The organism is Oceanibacterium hippocampi, from assembly GCF_900172325.1.
GTDB classification, from domain to species: Bacteria; Pseudomonadota; Alphaproteobacteria; order Sneathiellales; family Sneathiellaceae; genus Oceanibacterium; species Oceanibacterium hippocampi.
On the sequence record NZ_FWFR01000005.1, the window covers coordinates 1 to 20,363 of the forward strand.

The window sequence follows — 20,363 nt, forward strand, 5'->3', positions numbered from 1 at the left end:
GCTGGTATAATCCCGCCAGGCGCCATTCCGCCCTCGGCTATCAGTCACCCATCAACTACGAAAGGAGCGCCCAAACGAGACTGGAATCCCCAAGCCCTTAACTGTCCACGAAACCGGGGGAACTCCAACTCCAACTCCAACTCCAGCCCTGCGCCAGCAGGGCGGCTTCGGGATGGTCCTGCTGGTGGCAGCGCAGTAGGTGGCGGCACCCTTATGTCCAGATGACACTGCCTTGTAGTTCTCGCCCTGAGCTCTCGATCCGTCATCGGGGTGACTTGCGCCACGGTGGGCGAGGCGTCACCATGTTGTCATGTCGTCAACGCGGCTCGCAGGAGAGCTTTCTGGATCTTGCCGTTGGCGTTCTTAGGCAAGGCCTCGCGGGTAATTGTCACTGATTCCGGCTGCTTGTAATCGGCCAACTGTTCGGCGCAGTATCGCTGAATATTTGCCACAGTGAGCGTCGATTGGTCGGTAATAACGACCACTGCATGGACCCGTTCACCGAGTACCGGGTCCGGGCGGCCGATAATGGCGCATTCGACGACGCCGTCCAGGCCATTCAGGACGTTTTCGACCTCGGCGCTGAAAATCTTGAAACCTCCGCGATTGATCATGTCCTTGCGGCGATCGTAGACGCGGACGAAGCCTTGGGCGTCGATCGACCCAATGTCGCCGGATCTCCAGTATCCGTCGACGAATTCCCTGTTGTTGGCGTCGGGGCGTCTCCAGTAGCCGGGCACCACCATCGGCCCGGCGATCCAGAGCTCGCCCGCGGTCCCGGGCGACACCTCCCGATTGTTCTCGTCCATCACCTTGACGTTGCCGCACGGCACAACCTGGCCCACGCTGTCGCGATGATCGCGCCATGTCTCGATGGGCATGATGGTCGTCGGCGACGTGGTTTCGGTCGCACCGTAGGCATTGGTGAGTTCCAGGTGCGGGAGCTTGCGTATCAGCGCCTCGATCGTCGCGACGGGCATCGGCGCGCCGCCGAAACAACCGATCCGCCAGGCTGAAAGATCGTAGCGATCGATTTCCGGGTTCATGGCGCAAAGGGTGTAGATGGTCGGCACCACGATCGTGTAGCTGATCCGCTCCTGGCTCATGAGTGCGAGGAAAGCAGGGGTCTTGTAGGCTGCTCGCATCAGTACGACGCAACCCCCGGCGGCCATTGTCGTAAGGGCAACACCGACCAGTCCGGTGACGTGGGAGAGCGGCACGGCGACAAGTGCGCGGTCCGTTTCTGACAACCCGAAACAGCGGGCAAAGGTGATGCTCGAATGGATGATCCCGAGATGGGTCAAGGTGGCCCCTTTGGGTTGCCCCGTGGTCCCGGAGGTATAGAGGATGACCGCGATATCTTCCTCGCCGAGTTGAGCAGGGGCGGGTGCCGTGTTGCCATTCATCAGGTCGTCAAAGGATAATGCACCCTCGACCATGCCGCCCGTGGCGTACAGGCCGATTACCGTCGGCACGGCCGAACGATCCGGCAGGGAGGTGGCAAGCTCTGCCTCGAATATGAGCAGTGTCGCGGCGCAGTCGTTGATCAGGAATTCGAGTTCCGCCGCTTGCTGGCGGGTCCCGATCGGCACCGTCAACGCGCCAAGGCGGCAGCAGGCAAGCAAGGTCGCCAGGAACTGCCAGCGATTGCCGAGAAAGAGGACGACCCGGTCGCCGGCGGTGACACCCGCGCCCGAGAGTCCGGCCGCGAGCCGCGCGACACGGTCCGCCAACTCGCGGTAGCTGATGGATTCGCCTTCAACGATCGCGGGCCTGTCCGGGTACCGCGCAACAAGGGAATCGAACATCGCGCCGATTGTCTCGGGACGATCGGAATAGCAGCGCATCTCGCGGCCGTTGTAATGCCGTTCACTGCGCAGGGTGCCGCCGAGACCACGGGCCGGCCAGTAGCGATCCTGCAACTTTGTCACGATTTCCTCCCGGACGATGAAACAGCGCGTCCTACACGCCCGTTTTCGGCAACTTGTCGAGAAGGGCGGAGCCGCCGATCAGGATGTCGTCGCCAATGGCTTTACGTGCCATTTCCGGGTCTCGTCGGCGAAGTGCGTCGAGCACCAGGACATGGCCGTGGGTCTGACCGTGGAATGGCTTGCTCCTGCCGTCATAGAGGTAGGAAAGGACCGGACCGAACTGGATCCAGAGATTTTGAACGATGCTGAAGAGAACAGGTGAGCGGGCGAGCCGGCAAAGACCGAAATGGAAATTCTCGTTCTCCTCCAGAGCCGCCGCAAAATCCTTGCTGCCCTCTGTCTTCAGATAACGCTCGTGGGTCGCTGCGAGCGCTGCAATGTCCGCCTCCGTCACCAGACTCGCTGCGCGGGCTGCTCCGTCACCTTCAAGCAGGATTCGGAGGTCACGGATCTCGATACTACGGGCGAAGTCGAGTTCCGGGACCATGACCGTTCCGCGCTCGTCGAGCGCGAGCGCGTTTTCGGAAACGAGCCGGAGCAGAGACTCACGCACCGGCGTCACGCTTATCCCCAGTTCGGCCGCCACTTGGCGTGCGACAAGCTTCTGGCCCGGCCGTAGCCGGCTTCGCATCAAGGACGCGCGGATTGCTGCATATGCTTGCTGGCTGATGCTCTCCTTGCTGATCCGATCCCCGAAGGGACGGGCCAATTTCTCCGTCGGCGTGGTGATTAGGCCATATGGCATAGAAACCTCGTTGACAGTGTCCGGCCGGTAGGCTTAGCTTGTTATAACAAATAACAAATAATTCACAACAGAGTTTCGGGAACCGGGTGATGCGACCGTCGACGGTAACCGAGAATAAGGCCGGGTGACCGATGGGGCATCGGCTGTGACGAAGGGAGTGTCCATGTCCGATACCGCGGTACCCAGTGCGCGTGCGGGTGGCTACAGGCCCAATCAGGCGGTTATCGTACTCGGGCTGACGGCGACACTCTTCGTTCTCCTCGGTGCCTCGCTCCCCGGTTTTCTCGCTCTCGGCAATCTCTTCACGCTGATCCGAGGTGTTTCGATCCTCGGTATTCTCGGCCTCGGGATGGCTGTCGTAGTGATCGGGCGCGGCATAGATCTCTCGCAGATCGCGACGCTCGCGGTATCCGCCGCGATCGCCGTGACGTTAGTCAATTCCGGCATGCCGGTAAGCGTCGGCCTCGCGATCGGCCTCGTCATCGCTGTGGTGATCGGAATCGCCAACGGCTTCCTGATATCGGTGATCGAGATCCCGGCGCTTTTCACCACTCTGGCTTCCACCCTCTTTATCCTCGGCGTTACCCGCGCGTTCGTCGTGCCGCACTACCAGGTCTTTCTCGAGCCGGGACATGAAACGTTCCTGACCTTGGGCGGCGCTCTCGACAACGGCCTGCCGATGCCGGTAGTCGCCTTCGTTTTGGCCGCCGTCGCGCTGCATCTCTTTCTCTCGCGAACGGTTCTCGGCCGATTCATCTATGCCCATGGCGATAATGCGCAGGCGGCGCGGCTGTCGGGGATCGCCACGCGGCCGCTCACGATGCTCGAATATGGGATCTGTTCCGCCTTTGGCTATCTGGGTGGAGCGATCATGGTTGCCTCGACGTCGCTGATCCACTTGCAGATCGCGGAATCGACCATGATCTTCGACGTCATACTGGTGGTGGTTCTGGGCGGGGTCAGCCTCGTCGGCGGCCGCGGAAATGTCCTCAGCGTGGTCGCCGGCACGTTGTTGATCGGCGTTCTGCTGAACGCCATGACCATCTTGAATCTCGATCTCCAGACCCAGGACATGATCAAGGGGACGGTGCTGCTCGTCGCCATCATGGCTGACAGTTATTTCCATCCTCGCGACGAAGAGACTGCGAAGCAGGGAGACTAGCGACTGCAAGAGACGGCGGCGTCCTCAGCGCCGTTCGACCAACCGAAATCCGAACGAATGGGAGGGAATAATGTCTTCGAGATCATTTCTATCGACCGGAACCCGGGTGGCGCTCGCCACGCTGGCGATAGGCGTCGCGGGCGCGGCGATTGCCAGCAGCGCCGATGCGGCCGATCCGCGCCAGCAGCTCTTCGAGAAGTTCGAATCCGCGGTCAAAGGGAAGAAAGTGGCCTGGGTGCCGGTTTGGCTCGGCGTCTTGGAGTCGGAATGGACGCGCGTCATGCAGCAGAATTTCGACAATTACGGCATCGAACTCACAGTTCGTGATCCGAACTTCAAGTCGGACGTACAGCTTCAGGCGGTTAGCACGCTGATCAACGAGAAGCCCGACATTCTGGTCGTCCAGAACCCGACCACGACCTTGCTCGCCCGGGAACTCAAGCGTGCGATGAGCCTCGGCATCAAGGTGATCCAGGTCAACATGTCATCGAACACCACGACCGATGCCTATGTCGGTGCGGACGTTCCGAAGATGGGACGACTGCTGGCGAAGGAGGCCCTTGATGCGTGCGGAGGCGGCAAGAGTTCCGGCAAGGTCGCTATTCTCCAGGGCGAGGCAACGGCGGCCTATTCGCTCGACATGACCAATGCGGCGACCGCGGTGCTCAAGACCGATCCCTCGATCGACATCGTCTCGTCGCAACCGGTCAACTGGGACGCCAACAAGGCGTCGGAAATCACCACCAACGTCCTGCAGCAACATCCGGATCTCTGCGCCATCATCAGTGTCTGGGGGCCGCAAACGGCAGGCGCCGCCCAAGCCGTGAAGAACGCCGGCAAGCTGGGCAAGATCAAGATCTTCGTGGCGAGTGACGGCCAGCCGGCCGACTGCGACATGGTCGAGCAGGGCCTCTACACGAAGAACCTCTCCTACACTGCCGATCTGCAGGGCGAGGCAATCGTCAATGCGGCGCTGGCGCTGTTGCAAGACGACCGTCCCGCGGGCTCAACCCAGTACGCGTTCTATACCACCAATTACTGGGTCAGCGGTCCCCAGGACCGCCAGTATTGCTTCGTCGTGCCGGAGTAATCGCGACCGTTTTCGCTATCCGATGACCGAACCGTCGCCCGATTCCCGCGATCGGGCGACGGCGCCACGTACAAACGGACTCGCCTGATGAAGCCTCTCCTGCGTCTCTGGTACCGTCATTCTCCGCAGCTGTTCATCAGCGAGCTGCTTGAGAAACGATGGATGGAACCCATCGTCCCGTTCATCCTGATGTGCGTCGTGTTCCTGATCTTCATCGTGAGCATCCCGGGATATACCTCGCTCATCCAGTTGCAGCAGTTGATGCGGAGTTTCCCCGAGCAGGCGTTCGTGGCGATGGCGATGGCGCTCTCGATCCTGTCCGGCGGCATCGACCTCTCGGTCGCGGCGGTCTTCGCGATGGCGAATTTCATCGCTCTCTATCTTCTCCAGGTTCTCGGACTGCCCTTTCCGGTCGCGGTCCTCGGCACGCTGCTGTGGGGCGCCTGCATCGGCGCGGTGAACGGTGGCCTGATCGCCTATGGCAAGACACGTCCGTTCCTGACCACGATTGTGGTGCTGATCATTGTCCGCGCCGCCTATAACAAGCTGACCGCCGCATTCGCTCTCGAACTCGCCAGCGGCTATGCCGACAGCCCGGTCTGGGACTTCGTCGGGGTCGGCCTGATCTGGGGCATCCCGGTCAACATGGCCTGCCTGGTTGTCATCGGCATCGTGGCCCATCTCTATCTCACCCGGATACGCTCCGGCGTGCACATCATGGCGGTCGGCTCGAGCCGCAAGGCAGCCCGCCACGCTGGTATCAATGTCAAGCGCTCGCTGTTCACCACCTATGTCCTGGCCGGGATGCTGGCGTCGTTCGCCGGGCTTCTTTATGCCGCGCGTTTGAACAGCGCCGGTACGGATACCGGGGTCGGGTGGGAGATCAATGCACTCGCCGCCGCCGTTGTCGGCGGGATCAGTCTGGACGGGGGCCGCGGCACGATCAGCCGGGCACTGATGGGCGCGGCGATCATCTTCTTGCTGATCAACGGACTGGTTCAACTCGGCACGCATGGCAGTCTGACAACCGCGACGATCGGCTTCATTCTGCTTGCCGCCGTCGGCTTCAACATCAAGTTCGTCAAGAACAAGGGCAAGATCCTCCAGAAGATCTACGTTAGCCCGAGCTACGTCGAGTTCACCCCGCCAGCTTCGATTGCGCGGGACAGTGGCAGCGTCTTTGCCGAGAACGATCGCTTGAAGGACGTCGAGGCGGTTGCGCTCGATCGCATCGAGGGACCCGAGGATGTCATCCTTGATCAGGACGATCATCTCTACACGGTCAATCGCAACGGCTCGATCATCCGCTTCCTGGCGCCGGACTACCAGGAGCGTGAGGAGTTCGCCCGGATCGGCGGACGGCCGCTCGGTCTCGCCCTCGATCGCGACAAGAATATCCTTGCCTGCGTCGCAGGGATGGGGGTCTACGGTGTCCGCCCGGACCGAACCGTTTTCAAGGTAGCGGAGCAGACGAACCGCACCTGGAACCGCCTCAAGGATGATTCCCGCCTCTGGCTGGCGGATGATCTCGATGTCGCGCCGGACGGCAAGATCTATTTCAGCGATGCGACGACACGCTACGATCTTTCCGACTGGGCACTCGACGGATTCGAGGGGCGCGGCAACGGCCGCCTTGTATGTCACGATCCGGCGACGGGAAAGTCCCGGACGATCCTGAAAAACCTGGCATTTCCGAACGGCGTCTGCATTTCGCACGACGGCATGGCGGTGCTATGGGCCAGCACCTGGTTGTGCCGGATCTATCGCTACTGGATCGCCGGCGAGCGGACGGGTGAACTCGAGATCCTCGTCGACAACCTGCCGGGCTATCCCGACAACATCAACCGCGCCTCGGATGGCAATTACTGGCTCGCCTTCGTTGGTCTGCGCGCGCCGGTCTACGATCTGGCGATGGCCGACCCGGCCTTCCGAAGCCGCATGGTGAAGCAGATTCCGCCGGACGAATGGCTTTGCCCGGGCCTCAATTATGGTTGCGTGATCAAGTTCGACGACGCCGGCTCCGTCTTGGAATCGCTCTGGGATCCGGGGGCGGAATCCCATCCGACGATCACGTCCATGCGGGAGCACAAGGGCTACCTCTATATCGGCGGGCTGGAAAATAACCGGATCGGCCGGTTGAAGTTGCCCGCTGCCGACAAGGAATGGACCGGCTGGGAGTCTTACTGGGGCAAGAAACGTCGAGACGGGCGGAAAGACCAGACCGCGGCGGCAGGCGAAGGAGGCACCCATGTCGCTCGCTCGTGACATCGTTGACCGCATTTTCTTTCCCAACCGCGATGTTCACGCGATCCCGGTTCTCGATGGCGGCTTCTCGCCCAACAAGCGGCTCGACGCGGCCCGGACACTCGTCCAGTTCGAGAAACCCGACGGGCTCGCCGCCGGACCGGACGGCCGGCTCTATGTATCGGCCGGTTCGACCGTCTTTGCCTGCTCCGGCGACGGCTTCGGCACGGTCGAGCGCTTCGCCGGGACGGACGGTCCGGCTGGCGCGCTCGCCTGGACACCGAACAACCGCCTGCTTGTTGCCGTCGAAGGCCGCGGGGTTCACGCGTTCGAGGTGGATGGCAAATCCACCGGCATCCTGGAGACGGTCGAGCGCAAGCCGCTTCGATGTGTGACCGGGCTCGCGGTCGCGGCCGACGGCATGGTCTATGCGACCGAGGGATCAGACCGGAACGTCACCGGCGACTGGCTGGTCGATCTGATGCAGAACCGCAAGGGCCGCGGACGGCTGGTCGTTTGTGACGAGGATCTGTCCGAAGGCCGGACGGTGCAGGGCGGCCTTTCCTGGCCGGCCGGCGTCGCTGTCGCCCATGACGAGGCGGAGATACTGGTGACCGAAGCGTGGAGTCACCGGCTTTCCGCGGTGTCGCGCCCGAACGGCGCGGTTCGCGTGCTGAAGCGGAATTTCGCGGGCTATCCTGGCCGGATTGTCCGTGGCAGTGCCGGCGATTACTGGGTCGCATTCTTCGCGCTCCGCACGCAACTGACCGAGTTCGTCCTCCGCGAGACGAGTTTTCGCGTGAAGATGATGGATCGTGTGCCGCCGGAACTGTGGATCGGGCCGTCGCTTGGCGACCATGTCGATTATCGGGAACCGACCCAGGTCGGCCGTATCAAAAAGCTCGGCATTCAGAAGCCGTGGGCACCGGCGCGGTCTTACGGCCTGATCGCCCGAATCGATGGCGACGGCGAGGCGCACGAGAGCCTGCACAGTCGGGTCTCGGGGCATCTGCACGGCATCACCGCCGCCGCGGAAATAGCCGGTCGACTCTACGTCTTGTCGCGCGGCCATGGTCAGCTTGCCGTCATTCCGCTTTCGGCGGTCGAGGAAGGAGGAGTGGCATGAGCGCGTCCGAGCAGGAGCCGATTTTCCGCGTCGTGAAGGGCAGCAAGGTTTATGGCGGCGTGCACGCCATCGACGGCGTTGACTTTGATTTGCGGCCCGGCGAGATCCACGCCCTGCTCGGCGAGAACGGGGCGGGCAAGTCGACGCTTTGCAAGGCCGCCGCCGGTGCGATCAAACTGACCTCGGGCGATTGTTTTCTGGGCGGCGAGAAGGTTTCCTTTGGCTCGCCCGGCGAGGCGCTCCGGGCCGGCGTTGTCATGGTCTATCAGGAGACCAGCCTCGTCCCTTCGATGACCGTCGCGCAAAATCTCGAACTGGGCATGGAAAAGCAGTTCACCAACTATCGCCGGATCAATATTGCGGCCCAGCAGTCGCAGCAGGCGCTGAACTTCAACGTCGATCCGCTGGCTCTGGTTGAAACGCTCGGGACCGCGAAGCGACAGATGGTCGAGATCGCCCGTGCGGTGCGTCATAACGCCCGGGTGATCATTTTCGACGAACCCACGGCGAGCCTGACGCCGGAGGAAATCCAGCATCTTTTCCACCTTCTCAGACGGCTGAGGTCGGAGGGTGTCGGGATCATCTTCATCTCGCACGCACTTGAGGAAGCCCTGAAGATCGCCGATCGGATCACCGTGTTGCGCGATGGCAAGCTTGTCTCGACGCAACCGGCGGTCGGGCTGGATCGGGCTCGGATCGTCCGGATGATGGTTGGCCGCGATGTCGCGGTGACGCATTATTCCGCGCAGCCGAACGACGATGCGCTGGCGTCCGGAGGCGTCCGGCCAGAACGCAGGCGCAAGGTGCTTGCGGTCGAGAATGTGACGATGGGCAATGTCGTGAAGAACATGTCGTTCTCGGTTTATGCCGGCGAGGTCGTCGGCATGGCCGGACTTGTCGGGGCTGGCCGGACCGAGGTTGCGCATGTCATCTGCGGAGCCCGGAAAAGAAATTTCCTGCGCGGCGGCATGGTCTATCTCAACGGCCGCCCGGTGCGTTACCGGGTCCCGCGCCAGGCCGTCCGCGACGGCATCGTCTACATCACTGAGGATCGGAAGCTCGACGGCTTCTTCGAGACCATGACCGCCGACGACAATATCTATCTCGGCTATCTTGCAGCGCCCAAGGGACGGCGCTTTCTCTATTCGCTTGCCGAACGAAAGGCGGTCGCCGAACGCTGGGTATCCAACCTGGGGATCTCGGCGCTGAAACGTAGCCTGAAGATCATCGAATACTCCGGCGGCAACCAGCAGAAGGTGGTGGTGGCCAAGTCACTCGCGCAGGAGCCGTCGGTTGTCATCTTCGACGAGCCGACCCGAGGCGTCGATGTCGGGGCGATCCCGCAGATCCATGCGGCGATCCGCGGCCTGGCGGCGGACGGCAAGGCGGTGATCGTCATCTCGTCCTATCTGCCCGAGGTTCTCGCTGTTTCGGACCGGATCCTGGTCGCCCGCGCCGGCCGGATCGTCGAGGAGATGCCGGCGGCGGACGCGACCGAAGAGAAGATCATGTATGCCGCAATTCACTGATCGCGGGGGGCGGCCCGAATCCGCAGGCAGGAGGCAGTCAAGGCGATGATTTACCAGATGTCGGGCAAGGTCAGTGTGTTGAAGTCCAGATTGGAGGACTTCATGGATCGTCATGTCTATCCCAACGAAGAGCGTTTCTATCGCGAGGCCGAGGAGCTTGGCCCGTGGAAAGTCTACCCGGTGATCGAGGAACTGAAACCCCTCGCGAAAGAGGCGGGTCTCTGGAATCTCTTTCTGCCCGAGAGCGAGCATGGCGCCGGCCTTTCCAACCTCGAGTATGCACCGCTTTGCGAGGTCATGGGGCGCTCGCACCTGGCGCCCGAGGTCTTCAACTGCTCGGCGCCGGATACCGGCAACATGGAGGTGCTCGCGCGCTACGGCACGGCGGAGCACGAGGAACGCTGGCTGAAGCCGTTGCTCGCCGGCGAAATCCGTTCCTGTTTCGCGATGACCGAGCCTGCGGTCGCGTCGTCGGACGCGACCAATATCGAAAGCAGGATCGTCAGGGATGGCGATGACTACGTCATCAATGGCCGCAAGTGGTACACCACCAACGCAACCGATCCGCGCTGCAAGGTTGCAATCTTCATGGGCAAGACCGATCCGGATAATCCGAATCGCCATCTCCAGCAGTCGATGATCCTCGTGCCGATGGATACACCCGGTGTGAAGGTGCTCCGCCCGTTGCCGGTCTTTGGCTTCTACGGTGTTCCGGATCGCGCCTCGGAGGTGATCTTCGAGAATGTGCGGGTGCCGGCTTCCAACATGCTGCTCGGCGAAGGGCGTGGCTTCGAGATCGCCCAGGGCCGCCTCGGTCCGGGACGCATCCATCACTGCATGCGACTGATCGGCCTCGCCGAACGGACGCTGGAGAAGATGTGCATCCGGGCTGCCAGTCGCGTTGCCTTCGGCAAAGCGGTATCAGAGCAAACCGTCACGCAGGAGCGGATCGCCGAATCCAGGATCATGATCGAACAGTCGCGCTTGCTCACCCTGAACGCAGCGCATCTGATGGACACGGTCGGGAACAAGCAGGCCAGGGCCGAGATCGCGATGATCAAGGTCGCCGTGCCGAACATGGCGTGCCGCGTCGTCGACTGGGCGATCCAGGTTCATGGCGGCGGCGGGACCAGCAACGATTTCGGTCTCACCGCAGCCTATGCGACGGCGCGTCTGCTCCGGATCGCGGACGGGCCGGACGAGGTCCACCGCAACCAGATCGCAAGGCTCGAACTTCGCAAATACTACAATCGGCCGCCGGCTTCGGCGGCCGAGTAACGAGCGGCGCGGGGCATGCATATTCGAGCAGTAGGAGAAGACAATTGACTGACGAACGGATCGGCGTTGTGGGCGCCGGGCTGATGGAGCGGGAGATGGCGTTCGTTTTCGCGCATGCCGGTCATGACATCGTCAAGAGTGACCAAACAGACGAACCGTTGGCGGCGGCGTTGCCGAGCATCGCCTCCGCCAACAGTGTCTTCGGCTCGGCCTTCTCATCTTCCAGCGCCCGAAGTTTACGGGCGTCGGGAACCTCCAGCCCGCCATACTTGGCCTTCCACTTGTAATGGGTGGTGCTGCTGATCCCGTGCTTGCGGCACACATCGGCAGTCGCCATCCTCGCCTCCTGCTCCTTCAGCACCGCGATGATCTGCTCTTCCTTAAACCGTGAACGCTTCATCCGTCCGTCTCCTCCTATCGACAGACTCTACCTTCAGATGGGGAAGTTTGCGGGGCTCACGTCAATCGTGACAGACTCTACTTTAGCCTGGAGGAGCTTGCGGGGCTCACGTCAGGGGTCGCTCCGCCAAAGGGGGCGTGCGGCCGCCGGTGGTGTAGAAGCTCATCCAGGCGGATCCGTCTGAGAAGTTCGATAAAAATGTTGTTGAGGAAGCGTCCGCGGCCATCCATAGAGAGGCTTATATTTCAGAAAGTGCTGCTGGCGCCTGTCGAGTTCGAATGACAGCCGGAGATGAGCGCCGAGGGCGTCTGGAGAACTCGGGGCTATTCACGTGAGTGAGAACAGGCGTCCGGTTACACGTTATTTCCCGGGCGCGCCGGAATCGTACTGAGATTCTCCTGGGGCACTTCTGAGCCGTCAAAGAGACCGAGAAGGATGCCGCGCCTGAGAAACTTTCCGCTCATTGCGTCGAGTTCCCTATCGGAGATCGCAGTGCGTTGTGACAGGCGTCGGGCCCAGGCATGCAAGTGCTCGTAGAGGCGAGCGCGCTCTGACTCGTAGGCCGGGTCTCGCCCCAGGTCGATCAATTCTTCCGGATCGCTCTGCAGATCGAAGAACATGGGAGGCATCCCCCCTTCGGCATGAACCAGCTTCCAACGGCCATCGAAGGCCATGAAGAGACGCGCGTCGCGGTGCGTGACGCCGACCCTCTCGGCAATCGGCGTCGTCGAATAATCCATCTCGCTGATCACTACGTTCCGCCAATTCTCCGAGGACTTCCCGTGCAATAGCCCATTCAGCGTACGGCCCTCGACGATATGGGAGGGGATTTCCCCGCCGGCGGCTTCGATGAAGGTAGCGGCAAGATCGATTGCCTCGACAAGCGCGTCGCAGGTCTGTCCGCGCGTGAAATCGGCTTCCGGTCGGGGGTCGTAAATGATCAAGGGAATCTTGACCGAACAGTCGTGGAAGAAATTCTTCTCACCTAGCCAGTGATCACCGAGGTAGTCACCGTGGTCTGACGTCACGACGATCATCGTGTCCTCCATGCGCCCGGCTCGTTCGAGTTCCGCGAACAGCCGGCCCATCTGGTCGTCAGCCTGCTTGATCAGCCCCATGTAGGAAGGGATCGCCTTCTCCCGCACTTCCTGCCTTGAGAACGATCGCGCAACCAGTGTCTGCATATAGGCATCGAAGACCGGGTGCGGGTCCCGTTTTTCATCGTCGCTACGCACCGGCGGCAACACCTGGCCGGGACCGTACATGGTGTTATAGGGGGCCGGAACCACATAGGGCCAGTGAGGCTTGATGTAGCTAAGGTGACAGAGCCAACGATGATCGTCCCGGCCCGGTTCGGTGAGAAAGTCGATTGCTCGGCTGGTGAGCCAGGGTGTTTCGCTGTCCTCTTCGGCGACATTGGCCGGTCGGTCGATGTATTTCATGAACCAGCCCGAGGTAATCTCGCCGTCTTCAAGGGTTACCGCATTGGCGTGTTCGGTCCAGCCGTTGCGGCTATTGTATCCCTTGGCCGCCAGATACTCGTTGTAGGGCGAGGGGCGCGGGTCATAGGCGCCGTCCGGGCCCTCGGTCCAGAGCCCGTCATCGCGCACCACTACGTCGAACCCGCACTCCGAGACCCTCGCGCCGATCAACGAATCCGGCGCGATTCCGAGGCGTTCCAGGCCCTTTGCATCCGCTTCCATATGGGTCTTCCCGACCAGGAAGGCGTCCATACCCACCTCGCGCAAGTGGTCGCCCAATGTCAGTTCACCCACCTTGAGCGGAAAGTTGTTGCGCTGCGCGCCGTGGCTCTGGACATAGCGCCCGGTGTAGAAGCTCATCCGCGACGATCCGCAGATCGGCGACTGCACGTAGGCATTGGTGAATCGCAGACCCTTCGACGCCAGCCGGTCAAGATGCGGAGTCTGCAGATGCGGATGCCCGGTGCAGCTGAGATAGTCCCAGCGAAGCTGATCGAACATTATGAAAAGGATATTGCGAACAGTACGGGGCATGGAATGATCCGAATTCAATTAAGTGCGGCGCGACAGATTTCAGCGAACCCGACCATGATCAAGGAATTCACGGGCAATGCTGTTGAAGGTCTCCGGTTGCTGCCAATGGACGAACCGCCCGCCGCCCTCGATCAGTCCGGCCTCCCGGAAGTTCCTCATGCCGGCAAGAACCTCGGGGTTGTCCTTGAACGGATCGTCCGCGCCGCAGATGCCGAGAACCGGAATGTCGAGCTTCTCGAAACGCGGTATCAGGTCGGGCACCGAAGACGCCACTTCAAGCATGCCGCTGCGATAGTGCGCGGCAGAATGGCTGGCCATCAGTTCTATTGCTGGTTCACGCATCGGGTCGCCCTCGGGGGGGATGACCATATACATGGTCTTGCCGCCCTCGCGGCGTAGCAACTCGACAAGCGCTTTCTTGCCGCCGGCTTCCAGGGTCGCTGCGGAACGGCGGCCGGCCACTTCCCAGCGCTCAAGGTAGGATAGCGCATCGTGTAACTCGCTCCAGGCGCCGATAAGCATGGATTCCACGCGTTCGGGATTCTGGTTTGCGAAGTTGGCGGCGATGGTCGTGCCGAAGGCCAGTGCCACGAAGCGCGGGCGCTGCATACCGAAATGGTCGAGCAATGCCCGCAAATCGCGGGTCTGGTTCTCCACCGAGTAACCGAAAGTCGAGTTGTCGCTGCCGTGATGACCACGTCGGTCATAGGCTAGGCAACGGTGATCCCTCATGAACTCGAGGATTTGCGGTTCCCAGTAGGCCTTGCCGTGAATCTCGCCGTGGATAAAGACGATATCCTTGTCACCCGCGCCTTCGAACCAGCAGGAAAAGTCATTTCCATTGGCCCGCGCGATCCTGTTCTCGAACGGCATGCATTGTTCCTCCAATTATTGAAACTGCGGGCGCGCGGGGCCGAGGCGCTCGACAAGCATCGTCTGAAACGCCGCCGGGTCGCGACGCAGCAATTCGACCGCTTCGGCCGCCGGTCCGGGGAAGAGCTCATTCTTTCCCTCCTCGATGGCGGCAATGATCATTGCGGCGAGTTCGTTCCTGTCGATTTTCGGCAAGTCGAGGTGACGGCTCATCTCGGTATCGACAACTTGCGGATAGACGCCGAGCACGCCTACTCCCATTGGTGCCAGTTCCGCGCGAGCCGCGATGGTGGCAATATGCGCCGCCGCCTTGCTGGCGGAATAACCGGCCATCGCCGGATTGCTGACCACGCCGACGAAACTGAGCAGATTGGTGATATGACCCCTGCCGTGGCGCGCCATGGCAGGGGCAAAGGCTAGCATCATCGCCAGTGTACCAAGGTAGTTGACCTCGATTTCAGCCTTGGCCTTCTGGAGCAGGTCATCGGTGAACAGCCGCGCGTTGGCGTTTATTCCCGCGTTGTTGATCAGAATGGTGACATGATCGGCCCACCGGTCGGCGGCAGTCGTCACTCCCCCGGGATCGGTAATGTCGAGCGCCAGCGGCATGACACGGGGATGAACGATTTCCGGTGCCGTGCGGTCTGCGGCGATCACTTTAGTGGCGCCGTTCTCCAGCAACACTTCGACAAGGGCACCGCCGATGCCACCGCTCGCGCCGGTGACCAACGCCGTGGCGCCCCGAACCTGTATCCCGGCAAAGTCAGCCATCTTCGCATTCCGTCCAATTCGGCATCAGTTCGTTGGAGGGCAGACTCGGATCAAGCAATTTTTTCGCGGCAGAAACACCACTGACCGGAAGCCCTCGTGGATCGAGTAGTCCGATCTGCACCAGGACGCTGGCCTGATCCCAGTAGATGTGTTCGTTGTAGAGTTTATTGCCCCGGAAGCGAATTACGCTGACGAAGGGAATCTCGACATACTTCCCGGTCGGGGGCACGCCGGGCAGCATCCAGTCCATTTCGCTGTCATGGGTGAAACAGAGGATGACCTCGTTCACCACCCGGTCGGCGCCAATCGTGCGGGAGACCGGGATGCCCTTGATATCGACCGGGTTCTTGGGGATGAAGTGATTGGCATAGAAGCGTCTCAGCCGCTTCTTGCCATAGCCGCCGGTCAGGGTCGGAATGTGGTTCACATACGGTTCGTCGACCATGGTCATCATGGTCTCATCAGCGTCGCGGGCCTCGAATTCGCAGGCACGATGCGCTTCCCACAAGGCATTGAGATCGTACCAGGGTCCAATCACCCTGCGCAGAACCGACAGGGAACGGCTGTAGGCCATGTCGGCGGCTGTCTTGAAATAGGTTTTGCGGCCCGGGTTGGCGAAAGCATGTCCGGCCTCGGGGTAGGAGTAGATCTCTATCTCGTGGTTGTCGGCGAAACATTTGCGCAAGGAAGTGACATCGTCGGGCCCCATGAAGGGGTCTTCGGTTCCCACATGGATGACGGTCGGAACCGGGATGTCGTCGCCGACTTGCAGCACGCGTTTAAGTCCAACCGGATAATAGGCCACAGCGCAGTCCACATGTCCGGCCGCCGCAGCGCCAATCGCAAGTCGGGCGCCCATGCAATGGCCCAGCGCGGCGACCCGACCCTTGCAGAAGTCCAGTTTCTTCAGGGTAGCGACCACGTCGGCGATATCGGCGATCGCCTGGGCGTCGTCGAGCCCCTGACCAAGAGCCATCGCGCGTTTCAGATCCCCGCCTTCATCTCGCAAGGCGAGCCTCGGTTCGCTGCGCCAGAATATGTCGGGGGCGGCGACCACATAGCCCTCTTCGGCGAGCGAGTCGGCTATCCCCTGTATGTCCTCGGTGACGCCGAAGATCTCCTGCAGAAGAACCAACCCAGGGCCGCTGCCCTTTGCCGGGCGCGCAAGATAAGCGCCGAAAGTTCCGCCGTGTGCAGATCGGATATCGATCCAGTTTCCGGACATGCACTTGTTCTCCAACGATCCATTCAGTTGAGCAGGCGAGGCAGCCACAACGCCATCACAGGGGCCACGATCACCAGGATCAGGCCGGCGATATTGGCGGCGACAAAGGGCGAAACGCCTGCGAAAATTCGCCATACCGAGACATGCGGCGCCAGGTTCTTGACGATGAATACGTTCATGCCAAGTGGCGGTGTGATCAGGCCCAATTCAACAACGATTACCACCACGACCCCGAACCAGAGCGGATCGTAACCTAGGCCGATAGCGATCGGAGTGAATACGGGCGCCGTGAGGATCATTGCTGCGAGACTGTCGAAGACACAGCCCAGCAGCAGGTAGACACCGCAGATCACCGCGATCACCGCTAGGGGAGGAATTGAAAGTGTTTCGATCAGGGTCACCAGTTCCGCGGTTAACCCGGAGATGGTCAGGAAGGTGTTGAAAACCAGCGCTGAGCCGACCACCAGCAGCAGAGATGCGGTGGTCAAAACCGCTTCGGTCAATGCCCCCCGCAGCGCACTCCAGGATGCCGCCTTGCGCAAAATCATGATTATCAGCGCCCCGGCCGCGCCGATGCCGGCGGCTTCGGTCGGCGTGAACACACCCAGGTACATGCCGCCGAGTACAATCAGGAAGAGAAGTCCGACAGTGGCGGTACGCCGCATCGTGGCCAGGCGCTCCCGCCAGTTCGCCCGGCGGGCGGGCTGACCAAGGGAGGGACGCCACAGCACGACCAGCCAGGCCGCGCACATGTAGAGGAAAGCCAGGAGCAGGCCGGGGATCAAGGCGGCCATGAAAAGCCCGGTGATATCGGTTTCGGTGAGGATGCCGAAGATCACAAGCGGCACCGAGGGCGGTATCAGGATGCCGAGCGTCCCGCCAGCCGCGACAGCCCCGCAAGCGAACCCGTCGTCGTAGTCATGGCGCTTCATCTGAGGCAGAGAAACACGCGACATCGTGGCGGCGGTCGCGATCGAACTGCCGCAAACTGCGGAGAACGCCGCGCTCGCTCCAATCGTGGCATGGGCCATTCCGCCGCGGATATGTCCTAGCCAGGCGCGCGCGCTGTCAAATAGGTCGTCGGCCAGTCCGGCGCGGTGGATAAACGCCCCCATCAGCACGAAGAGTGGAATGACCGAAAATCCGTAGGACGAGAATGCGTCGGTAATCTGTTGTCCGACGACCGATCCAGCGGCTTCGAAGCCGCGGACGCTCGCGAAGCCCACGACGCCAACCGAAAGCAGGCCGATAGCCAGCGGTACACCGGCGAAACACAATGCGAACAGAATCACGAAGCCGATGAGCGCGGTGATCACGATACGCTCTCCTCGTCGCTGGGCTCGAGTTTCCTTCCGTTCAGGGCATCCCACGCCTGGATCAGAACGATGATCGCGCTGGCCAGGGCCATGGCCGCCATAACCAAGATCATCGGCGCTTGGGGTAGTTCGAGGTAGCCAATCACGTCCTTGTACTCTATCGCTTCCATCGCCGCGCCCCAGAGCAGCCAGGCCAAGATCGTGAAGACCACGGCACTGAAGCACAGCACCAGGAAGCCACGCAGCCGCTCCAGCACGTGAGTGGCGGGTCCGGTCAGGAGCCCGAGAGTGATATGGCCGCCCCGATACGTGACGGCTGGCAATGCACAAGAGACCGCGACAGCCAGCGCAATGCGAATTATCTCGTTTGCGCCAGTCAGCGGCCGGCCGGCAAGAAACCGGCCCGTGACGTCTATGACGGTGAGCGTCATCATTACGAGCAATGCAAACCCCGCCACTGCGACCAAAACGGTCGCCAAGAACGCACTTTTCTGGCGCAATGACGGTGCAATGCTCATCGGCCTACTCCGCGGCCACGTCGGCCTGGGCTTGACGGTAGAATTTCAGGGCCGCCGCGCCATCTGCGACCCCCTTCGCCTCAACGCTCGCGATCCAATCGGTCGCAATGGGGGCGAAGGCGTGTGCGAGGTCCTTTCGCAGATCGTCCGGGAGGGTGACGAATTTCACGCCGTCGGCTTCAAGTTGTTTGATTATCGCCTGGTTGCGGGTATCCACCGTCTCCAGCATGCGGGCGAACTGCTCGCCCGAAACCGACATGATTGCTTTGCGGTTCTCTTCGGATAGGCGCCGCCATTTTTTTTCGTTCATGACGAGCGCAAATGTACCGGCGGTGCCCAGATCCCCCATATCGGTAGCTGTTTTGGTATAGGGGGCAAGATTGAAGCCGACCACGTCAATCGGCGTGACCGCTACAAAGGCATCAACCATGCCTTTACTGACCAGTTCGAAATAACGAAACGCTGGACCGGCGACGACACCCGAACTGACCGCCCCAAATGCCTGTGCGGCGATGCCGGGTGTAGTTGCGATCCGTGCGGATTTCATCTCTTCGAGCGAGGAAATTGCCTCCCCGTTGGTGCCGAACATCATTTGCGGCGGCAAGGCAAACAGCGACAGGAGACGGAGGCGGTCGAATTCATTCGCCTTCTCGAAGTACGCCTCATGCGTACGCCAAAGGGCTACTGACATGGCCTTCGTGTTGGTGGTCGGGCCGGGAACCGCCCCGATCAGGAGCGTTGTGAGTCGGTTTGGAACCACGCCGGCGAACTGCACGGTCACATCAGCAATTCCGTCCTGCACCATGTCCAGTTGCTTGGGGGGCGGGGCAAGGCTGGAAGCGGCAAAGCTGACGGTAACGTCACCGTGGGTAGCCTCGGCAACCTTGTCGGCCCAGGGTTTCAGAACATCCTTCACAAGCACGTGCTGCGGCGGAAAGAAGGTGCTGAACAGCAGTTCTGTTCCCGCGTTTGCGCTAACGGCAGTGAAACTCGTTGCAATGACGGCCGCGAGTGCCGTGCCAACTAGAGATCGTGTCATTTTCCGTTTCTCCCTGAAGGATGTGAACTGTACGGCGTTCCTCACCGGGAAAAATATGCGCCGACGTCGATATGAGAGAAAGGAACAAATAATTAGGTGACTATGTCATCTTTGATATATCTAAGGGGGCGGGTCCGGCCTGGTTTGTCGCTAGTTCACGCACCAGCGCCGCGAAACGCGATAGGGTGGGCGTTGGCTCGTCGTCTGAAAAGTACAATCCAACCGGGCCAAGCTTGCCGGTCATCGGCAGGGCCAGTTCGGTCAGCACGCCATTCTTCGTGTAGTACGGCGCAACATGGCGTGAGAATAACGTGATCATGTCGGTGTGGCGCAGCAGCGTCTCGTTGACCACGACAGAACGGGATTCAATTAAATCCTCCGGAAAGCGCACTCCGGCGTTGACAAATTCTGATTCAAAACGGGTCCGCATCGGGGTGCCTTGTGGCGTCACCAGCCATGGATATTCTCTCGCCGCCGCCCAGTTTGGCCGAGCTGCGAGACGCAGGGGGTGACTGGCCCGAACAACGGCAACGACTTGTTCCTCGTACAGTTCTTCTGATCGGATGCCCTGAAGCACAGCACCCTGTATCCGGCCAATCACGACATCCAATTCGCGCCTTAGAAGCGCGTCGAGCAGGGGGACCAACGTGTCCTCAGTGACGGCGATGCTGACCTTTGGGGCGGTGGCGCGGAATCTGAGGATTGCGGTCGGCAGCAACTCCGAGACCACGGCATGCAGCACCCCGATCCGCAAGCGCCCGGCACGGCCCTGGCGCATCGCCTCCATCCGGTCAGAGATGCTCTCCGCTTCTCCCAGCACCTTCTCCGCAAAACCCAGAAACTGCACGCCGAGCGTCGTCAGGCGCAATGTCTTGCCGCGAAGGAAAAGCGGCGCGCCGATGTCCTGCTCTAGCTCGCGCAACCATTTCGAAAGCGCGGGCTGCGTCATGTTCAGCATGTCCGCGGCGGCCGACTGGCTGCCGGAACTGACCAGGGTCGAGAAGATCTCAAGGTGTCGGATCTTTAGGCGTCGGGTCCAGGAGGCATAATTCATCATATTCTTTAGGTTATACCAACCCAACAAATAGTTCCTAGAAATAA

General features: G+C 61.2%; 16 protein-coding genes and 1 pseudogene. 6 read left to right on the top strand and 11 right to left on the bottom strand.

The genetic code is table 11. The annotated features are described in order from the left end of the window. Window positions 1-308: 308 nt before the first annotated feature. Both OCH7691_RS20410 and OCH7691_RS20415 read right to left on the bottom strand, forming a co-directional pair. Complete coding sequence (locus OCH7691_RS20410; protein WP_217808174.1) at window positions 309-1,931, bottom strand: class I adenylate-forming enzyme family protein; 1,623 nt, start codon at window positions 1,929-1,931, stop codon at window positions 309-311. Window positions 1,932-1,962: 31 nt separating this feature from the next. After that, window positions 1,963-2,676 (bottom strand): GntR family transcriptional regulator, encoded by a 714-nt coding sequence (locus OCH7691_RS20415; RefSeq protein ID WP_085885470.1) that lies wholly within the window; start codon window positions 2,674-2,676, stop codon window positions 1,963-1,965. 163 nt (window positions 2,677-2,839) lie between these two features. Between OCH7691_RS20415 and OCH7691_RS20420 the strand changes: the two genes are divergently transcribed. From OCH7691_RS20420 to OCH7691_RS20445, 6 genes are all read left to right on the top strand, one after another. Further along, a complete protein-coding gene (locus OCH7691_RS20420; RefSeq protein WP_085885471.1) occupies window positions 2,840-3,838 on the top strand; it encodes an ABC transporter permease in 999 nt (332 codons plus the stop codon). Between the two features lie 106 nt (window positions 3,839-3,944). Then, window positions 3,945-4,928 carry a sugar ABC transporter substrate-binding protein gene (locus OCH7691_RS20425; RefSeq protein WP_217808175.1) on the top strand — a complete coding sequence of 328 codons (984 nt, stop codon included), beginning with the start codon at window positions 3,945-3,947 and terminating at the stop codon, window positions 4,926-4,928. Window positions 4,929-5,015: 87 nt separating this feature from the next. Continuing rightward, window positions 5,016-7,193, top strand: a complete 2,178-nt coding sequence (locus OCH7691_RS20430; RefSeq protein WP_085885473.1) for an ABC transporter permease — start codon at window positions 5,016-5,018, stop codon at window positions 7,191-7,193. Continuing rightward, window positions 7,177-8,298 carry an NHL repeat-containing protein gene (locus OCH7691_RS20435; RefSeq protein ID WP_085885474.1) on the top strand — a complete coding sequence of 374 codons (1,122 nt, stop codon included), beginning with the start codon at window positions 7,177-7,179 and terminating at the stop codon, window positions 8,296-8,298. Before OCH7691_RS20430 ends, OCH7691_RS20435 begins: the two co-directional genes overlap by 17 nt. Continuing rightward, window positions 8,295-9,827: a sugar ABC transporter ATP-binding protein gene (locus OCH7691_RS20440; protein ID WP_085885475.1), complete on the top strand. Its 1,533-nt coding sequence runs from the start codon at window positions 8,295-8,297 to the stop codon at window positions 9,825-9,827. The genes OCH7691_RS20435 and OCH7691_RS20440 overlap by 4 nt, the downstream gene beginning before the upstream one ends. Window positions 9,828-9,872: 45 nt before the next feature. Continuing rightward, window positions 9,873-11,105 carry an acyl-CoA dehydrogenase family protein gene (locus tag OCH7691_RS20445; RefSeq protein ID WP_085885476.1) on the top strand — a complete coding sequence of 411 codons (1,233 nt, stop codon included), beginning with the start codon at window positions 9,873-9,875 and terminating at the stop codon, window positions 11,103-11,105. A gap of 163 nt (window positions 11,106-11,268) precedes the next feature. On the opposite strand, the pseudogene OCH7691_RS20450 reads toward OCH7691_RS20445, so the two are convergent. The 9 genes and pseudogenes from OCH7691_RS20450 to OCH7691_RS20490 form a co-directional block, all read right to left on the bottom strand. Continuing rightward, a pseudogene (locus OCH7691_RS20450) lies at window positions 11,269-11,505 on the bottom strand (transposase); the annotation flags it as partial. A 353-nt stretch (window positions 11,506-11,858) separates the two neighbouring features. Beyond that, window positions 11,859-13,520 (bottom strand): sulfatase-like hydrolase/transferase, encoded by a 1,662-nt coding sequence (locus tag OCH7691_RS20455; RefSeq protein WP_085885584.1) that lies wholly within the window; start codon window positions 13,518-13,520, stop codon window positions 11,859-11,861. A 39-nt stretch (window positions 13,521-13,559) separates the two neighbouring features. Next, a complete protein-coding gene (locus OCH7691_RS20460) occupies window positions 13,560-14,393 on the bottom strand; it encodes an alpha/beta fold hydrolase (RefSeq protein ID WP_085885478.1) in 834 nt (277 codons plus the stop codon). Window positions 14,394-14,408: 15 nt separating this feature from the next. After that, window positions 14,409-15,164: an SDR family NAD(P)-dependent oxidoreductase gene (locus tag OCH7691_RS20465; protein WP_085885479.1), complete on the bottom strand. Its 756-nt coding sequence runs from the start codon at window positions 15,162-15,164 to the stop codon at window positions 14,409-14,411. Then, a complete protein-coding gene (locus OCH7691_RS20470) occupies window positions 15,157-16,389 on the bottom strand; it encodes a dienelactone hydrolase family protein (protein WP_085885480.1) in 1,233 nt (410 codons plus the stop codon). The genes OCH7691_RS20465 and OCH7691_RS20470 overlap by 8 nt, the downstream gene beginning before the upstream one ends. Before the next feature lie 23 nt (window positions 16,390-16,412). Further along, window positions 16,413-17,705: a TRAP transporter large permease gene (locus OCH7691_RS20475; protein WP_085885481.1), complete on the bottom strand. Its 1,293-nt coding sequence runs from the start codon at window positions 17,703-17,705 to the stop codon at window positions 16,413-16,415. Beyond that, window positions 17,702-18,223 carry a TRAP transporter small permease gene (locus OCH7691_RS20480; protein ID WP_085885482.1) on the bottom strand — a complete coding sequence of 174 codons (522 nt, stop codon included), beginning with the start codon at window positions 18,221-18,223 and terminating at the stop codon, window positions 17,702-17,704. The genes OCH7691_RS20475 and OCH7691_RS20480 overlap by 4 nt, the downstream gene beginning before the upstream one ends. A gap of 4 nt (window positions 18,224-18,227) precedes the next feature. Beyond that, on the bottom strand, window positions 18,228-19,262 hold the full coding sequence (gene dctP / locus OCH7691_RS20485) for a TRAP transporter substrate-binding protein DctP (protein WP_085885483.1): 1,035 nt from the start codon (window positions 19,260-19,262) through the stop codon (window positions 18,228-18,230). Window positions 19,263-19,362: 100 nt separating this feature from the next. Beyond that, window positions 19,363-20,343 carry a LysR substrate-binding domain-containing protein gene (locus OCH7691_RS20490; protein WP_139839827.1) on the bottom strand — a complete coding sequence of 327 codons (981 nt, stop codon included), beginning with the start codon at window positions 20,341-20,343 and terminating at the stop codon, window positions 19,363-19,365. Window positions 20,344-20,363 lie beyond the last annotated feature (20 nt).